Source organism: Microcoleus sp. K5-D4, assembly GCF_036704575.1.
Lineage (GTDB): Bacteria > Cyanobacteriota > Cyanobacteriia > Cyanobacteriales > Microcoleaceae > Microcoleus.
Map to the genome: position 1 here is coordinate 1 of NZ_JAUBSD010000098.1, position 5,406 is coordinate 5,406.

Annotated in this window: 6 protein-coding genes; 1 reads left to right on the forward strand and 5 read right to left on the reverse strand. The window is 44.5% G+C overall.

The features are described from left to right. From QUA77_RS24175 to QUA77_RS24190, 4 genes are all read right to left on the reverse strand, one after another. Nucleotides 1–396, reverse strand: a 396-nt coding sequence (locus tag QUA77_RS24175) for a leucine-rich repeat domain-containing protein (RefSeq protein WP_333452996.1), incomplete at its 3' end; no start/stop codon positions are given. Nucleotides 397–434: 38 nt separating this feature from the next. After that, the gene (locus QUA77_RS24180) at nucleotides 435–2,171 is read right to left on the reverse strand and encodes a leucine-rich repeat domain-containing protein (protein WP_333452998.1); all 1,737 of its coding nucleotides are present in this window, start codon (nucleotides 2,169–2,171) and stop codon (nucleotides 435–437) included. 38 nt (nucleotides 2,172–2,209) lie between these two features. Then, entirely contained in the window at nucleotides 2,210–3,073 is an 864-nt protein-coding gene (locus tag QUA77_RS24185; RefSeq protein WP_333453000.1) for a DUF6745 domain-containing protein, read from the reverse strand. A 211-nt stretch (nucleotides 3,074–3,284) separates the two neighbouring features. After that, on the reverse strand, nucleotides 3,285–3,578 hold the full coding sequence (locus QUA77_RS24190) for a hypothetical protein (protein ID WP_333082178.1): 294 nt from the start codon (nucleotides 3,576–3,578) through the stop codon (nucleotides 3,285–3,287). A 288-nt stretch (nucleotides 3,579–3,866) separates the two neighbouring features. On the opposite strand from QUA77_RS24190, the gene QUA77_RS24195 reads away from it, so the two are divergent. Continuing rightward, entirely contained in the window at nucleotides 3,867–4,073 is a 207-nt protein-coding gene (locus QUA77_RS24195) for a DUF6887 family protein (RefSeq protein WP_333453001.1), read from the forward strand. A 163-nt stretch (nucleotides 4,074–4,236) separates the two neighbouring features. Here QUA77_RS24195 and QUA77_RS24200 read toward each other — a convergent pair whose 3' ends face one another. Continuing rightward, nucleotides 4,237–5,103 (reverse strand): DUF6745 domain-containing protein, encoded by an 867-nt coding sequence (locus tag QUA77_RS24200; RefSeq protein ID WP_333453003.1) that lies wholly within the window; start codon nucleotides 5,101–5,103, stop codon nucleotides 4,237–4,239. Nucleotides 5,104–5,406: the final 303 nt, after the last annotated feature.

The window sequence follows — 5,406 nt, forward strand, 5'->3', positions numbered from 1 at the left end:
GGTAATTTGATTGTTGCCAAGACCCAGCGATGTCAGGTTGGTGAGTGCCGACAGCCCAGTTATATCGGTAATTTGATTGTCGCCCAGAGAAAGTTCGGTCAGGTTGGTGAGTCCCGACAGCCCAGTTATGTCGGTAATTTGATTTTTGCCGAGAGACATTTCGGTCAGGTTGGAGAGTACCGATAGCGGATTTATATCGGTAATTTGATTCTCGTCGAGATGGAGTTCAGCGAGGTTTAAAAGTACCTTCTGGGCTTCATCGCAGTCAGAAGTGCCAGCAATTTTTAACAGCATCTCAACTGTATGCCTTGCCTCTCTTGTCAGACGATTTTTGTGCTTGCACCAGTCGGCAAAGCTACTGAGATTAATTGGTTGGTTTGCTTGTTGTTCTGGCATTGTAAATTTTGATTCAAGTTTGGTAAAATGTCAGTTTTTCATGTTTGTACGCTAAATTCCTCTGGGTCGGTTCCCCAATTTACCCAGCGAATTGCTTCTTGAGCCGATCGCACATCAGGCGGCACTCGCAAAGCGTGAATGTGTCCCGTGCTCGGACAAGTCATTTTTAACAAATAAACTGACTTTGCATTACCCTCCCGATCAAAATCATCGTTAAACTCCATGCTTAACAGCGTGTATTCCTGCCAACTATCTAATTCAGTCACCGCTAATTCTTGACAAATGCGAGCGTAACCAATTCTCTGAATTAACAATCGACGCAGTTCGGCATTTTCTTCAAATAAAAGCCATTGTGCTTCCCACAAATTGGGGTGTACTTTTCCATATTTTTCGGGTAATTTAACGCCGTGGTGAAAGTATAAACTGTAGCCGTCTGCAAATCCGATCGCCGGTTCTCCTTCAGCGTGCGGCCGATTTTCGCTGTCAAAGCCCAGGTGAATGGGCCTGTCGCAAATTACGCAAATTTTCTCAAACGGCAATATCCAACCGCAATGCTCTAACAACTGTTTCTTGCAGCGAAGTAGTTCTTGTGCTTTTTGGTCGAGAGTGACACCAAATTTAGAAATAAAAAATTCAGTCACATGGATTTCCTTCAGCAGATTGGTAGGGGTTAGTGGCTCTAGATAGTTAGAATATGAGCGAAAATTAGCTCCCAGCCATTCTCGGTAATTTTTTACCAATTCATCAAATTCTGCCAGAAGTATTCGATCGCTATCCGGCTCTAATATTCTTATATTCCCCAGACAATTCCACAATGTCAGAGCCGACGATACTGCATCCACTAATTGAAATAATTCCTTCAACAATGACTTACCATAACCTAAAATTTCCGCCGCTTTTCCAGATTTTTTATATTGCGATATATTGTAATTTTTGAGTGGTTTGAGGAGTTTTTTTGAAGCTACCTGCGGACTGCTGCAAACAATAACTTTTGGTGCTTGTAGACCAATAGCTGCATATATTTTTTTCACTGCTTCTGTAGCTTTTTCATAATTGATTGGCGCAGTCTTGAGGGTAAGGTACTTTTGTGTAAGTTCCTTCGGCAGATTTAAGTCGGTAATTGGATTGTTGTAGAGATAAATTTCCGGCAGGTTGGTGAGTGCCAACAGCGGAGTGATATCGGTAATTTGATTGTTGGAGATAATCAGTCTGGTCAGCTTGGTGAGTCCCGAAACCGGAGTGATGTCGGTAATTTGATTGTTGTGGAGATTCAGTATGAACATATTGGTGAGTGCCGACAGTCCAGTGATGTCGGTAATTGGAGTGTTGGAGAGAAACAGTCTCGTCAGATTTGTAAGTTCCGACAGCCCAGTAATGTCGGTAATTGGATTGTTGCAGAGATGCAGGCTTCTCAGGTTGATGAGTGGTGACAGCGGAGTGAGATCGGTAATTGAATTGGTTTCCAAATGCAGGCTTGTCAGGTTGTTGAGTCCCGACAGCGGAGTTATGTCGGTAATTTGATTGTTTTCGAGATGCAGTCTGGTCAGGTTGGTGAATCTCGATACCGGAGTTATGTCGGTAATTTTATTGGAGGGGAGATGCAGTTCAGTAAAGTTTGAAAGTACCCGGTTGGCTTCATGGCAGTCACAAGTGCCAGCCTGTTTTAACAGCATCTCAACTGTATGCCTGGCCGATTCTGAAAGACTATTTTTGTGCAAGCACCAATCGGCAAAGCTACTGAAATTAAGTGGTTGGTTTGCTTGTTGTTCTGGCATTGTAAATTTTGATTCAAGTTTTGTAAAATGTCAGTTTTTCATATTTGTACGCTAAACTCCTCTGGATTGATTCCCCAATTTACCCAGCGAATTGCTTCTTGAGCCGATCGCACATTTGGCGGCACTCGCAAAGCGTGAATGTGTCCCGTGCTCGGACCGGTCATTTTTAACAAATAAACTGGCTTTGCATTACCCTCCCGATCAAAATCATCGTCAAACTCGATGCTTAATAGAGTGTATTCCTGCCAACTATCTAATTCTGTCACCTCTAATTCTTGACAAATGCGATCGTAAGTAATTCCCTGAATTAACGCGCGCCGAACTTCTGAATTCTGTTCCTTCAACACCCACTTAGACTGCCACTGGTGTGGGTGCAGCCTACCGTACCATTCGGGCAAAATCACGCCGTGATAGGCGTAAATCGAAACACCACCGGCAAATTGTACCGCTGGTGTTCCTTCGGCGTGCAAGCGGTGGTTGCTGTCTGCGGAAAGTGCGATCCTCTTCGAGGGCTTCGCTAACGGCTTTTCGCACACACTGCAAACTTTGTCATAGGGATAAATCAAGCCGCAATCCCGGACAATGGATTGAAAAACAATCCAATTTCTGGCGTAGGAATGAGGTAAATTTAGAACGGAAATGCAAAAACCCAAGAAACTGCCATAAGCAGCCCACAATACTGGTTGAATGCAATTACTGAATAGTTGTCTTCCTAATTTTTGCCAGTAAAAGTCTCGACTCGGCTCATTGAACACCTCTTCCGGTGGCAATTCGCTTGCTATGAAGCCAGCTAAATAATTGCGGTGCGCCTCCCACATTTGCGTTTGCAGTTGAGTATAAAGTCGAGCTGACCGTTGAGTTTGCAGTTGGCTTTGCAGTTCGCTTTCTAGTTGACTCCCCAAATAACCTGGCAGTTGTTTTTCTAGCTGGCTGCGAAGTTTTCTCTCGAATTCGCTCCGCAGTTTGCTGCTGGGATTGTCAACTCGACTGAGGATTATATCAGCAGCTTCGTAGGGGCGATCGACAAAAATGATTTCCGGTGCTTTGAGGCCGATCGCACTTTAAGCCGATTTAATTGTTTCCGCAGCTTGTTCAGGCGTCAGTTTTTTAACCTTAGTCTGCGACATACCTCCAACCTTGGGGCTCATATTCGCGCTGAATTCGCACCATCCAATTACCTTCGGGAATTGCGATCGCCTGGTGTTCTTCGTGACTCAATAAAGCTGTGGGTGAAAGCACCCGCAAGTACAGAGTGCCGTCTTTTTCGTAGAGTTCAGCTTGTCCCTCAATAATCTGGTGAGAATGTCCGGTGACTTCACCTTCGGCGAGAGTTAGGTGAGGTTTTTTTTCTCCTTCGATTTTCGGTACGGGGGTGAGAATTACATCGCCTTGTCGGATGGGTTGCATAGGTTTTTTCTAAAATTTGTTTGCTGGTGTCGATCAGTCGAGCTTTTCTACCGCAACTCTATATTACATTCGTAATACATGGCTGTCAAGAGCCACAAACCAGATTCCATAACTCTTTGCTGCACTGACAGACGTTATCTTGGAAAGTGAAAGTGCGATCGCAAACAGGAATGCTATAATACACGCCTGTTTCGAGTCGCCTGGGTGAGGGCGGGTTTATAGATATGGTCGATGTGAATGAAAGATTTTTGGCTCACGGGCCCCTACATGAATTACGGTTAATTTACAATGAGCCAAGTTGATTATACAGGAATGGGCGATCGAGAATTGAAGCGTTATTTCCTGGAAAATCGCGGGGATAAAGCAGCACTGCAAGCCTACTTAGACAGGCGCAAAAGGCGATCGAATTCAATCTTCACGAAAATGGGATATCCGGATTTCGATACTAAGATTGAGGCAGCTATTCGCCAGCAAATGAAAGAATATAACAGTTAGTCTTCAGTCCGCTTGGAGTGGACTTCGTGTGTATAGATGCGGTTTCAACCGCCGACTCTTATGTTTAATGTTCAGTTTCTTAGAGAGAAACATCGTTTGTGTAGACCTGGTTTCAACCGCCGACTCTTATCTTATCAACGACGTTTCTAACTTCCCGAAGATTTTAAGTTTGCACGGAAAACTCCTCATAATCGACATCCCAATTCACCCAGCGAATAGCTTCCCTCGCTGATTGCATCTGTGGCGGCACCCGCAAAGCGTGAATGAATCCCGTGCTCGGACAAGTCATTTTTAACAAGTAGATTGGCTCTTTTTCATGTGAATTGAAGCCATCAATATCAGAATCAATTCTTAGCAGCGTGTATTCTTGCCAAGTATCTAAATCTGTTGCTTGAAATTCTTGGCAAATTTTCCCGTAACCAATTCCCTGAATTAAGACTCGCCTTAATTCGGCATTGTCTTCTTCTAAAATCCAGCTAGCTTCCCACTGATTGGGGTGAATTTGCCCGTATTTTTCGGGCAAGGTTACGCCGTGGTAAGAGTAGAGTTTGTAACCGTCGGCAAATTCCAGTGCAGGTTCCCCTTCTGCGTGGAGGCGGTGCTCGCTGTCGAGGGAGAGTTTGGTTGGGTGCGAGCACACATAGCAGACATTCTCAAACACAACAATCCAGCCGCATTCTGCTGCTAAAATCTGTTTCAGGCACTGAAAAGCATTTTGTGCCTCTGCTTTGAGTACAATGCCAAAGCCAGCAACAGATAATTCAGCAAGAGCGACAGCATCAAACAAGTATTTCGGAGTAACTATCGACCTTGAGTCGTTGCTATAGTATTGGTCGGAAAAGTCTGCTTTGAAGTAGTTTTTATAGTCGGAAAATTCTGCTTTGAATTGTTCTTTTAGCTGTTGCTCCCATATAATTGATTCCGAAAGTGCTTCGTGCGGCAATGCTTCGGAAAGGAAGCGCAGCGCGTCTGTTACCTGTTTCTCAAGTCGCTCGATAGAGTCTGTTTTCTTCAGTGACTCTTTCAGCATTTGTAATTGTGCGAATGCTCCGTTGGGGCTGCTGCAAAAAATTATTTCTGGGGCTTCTAAATCCAGAGCCTGGTAGGCAGCTTTAACGGCGGCTGCGGCTTTGGGGCGAGAGATGGGTTCGGTAGAGTTGGCGAGAAATTCTCACTTTTGACGAGAGGCTTCCATAAGAGCCTCCTGTTGGGGTGTAAAGTCTACCAAAAGCTCTCTCAATTTAGTCAGAGATTGCAGGGGTGTGATGTCTGATATTTGATTGTTGTTCAGACGCAAATCACTTAAATTAGTCAGAGATTGCAGGGGTGTGAT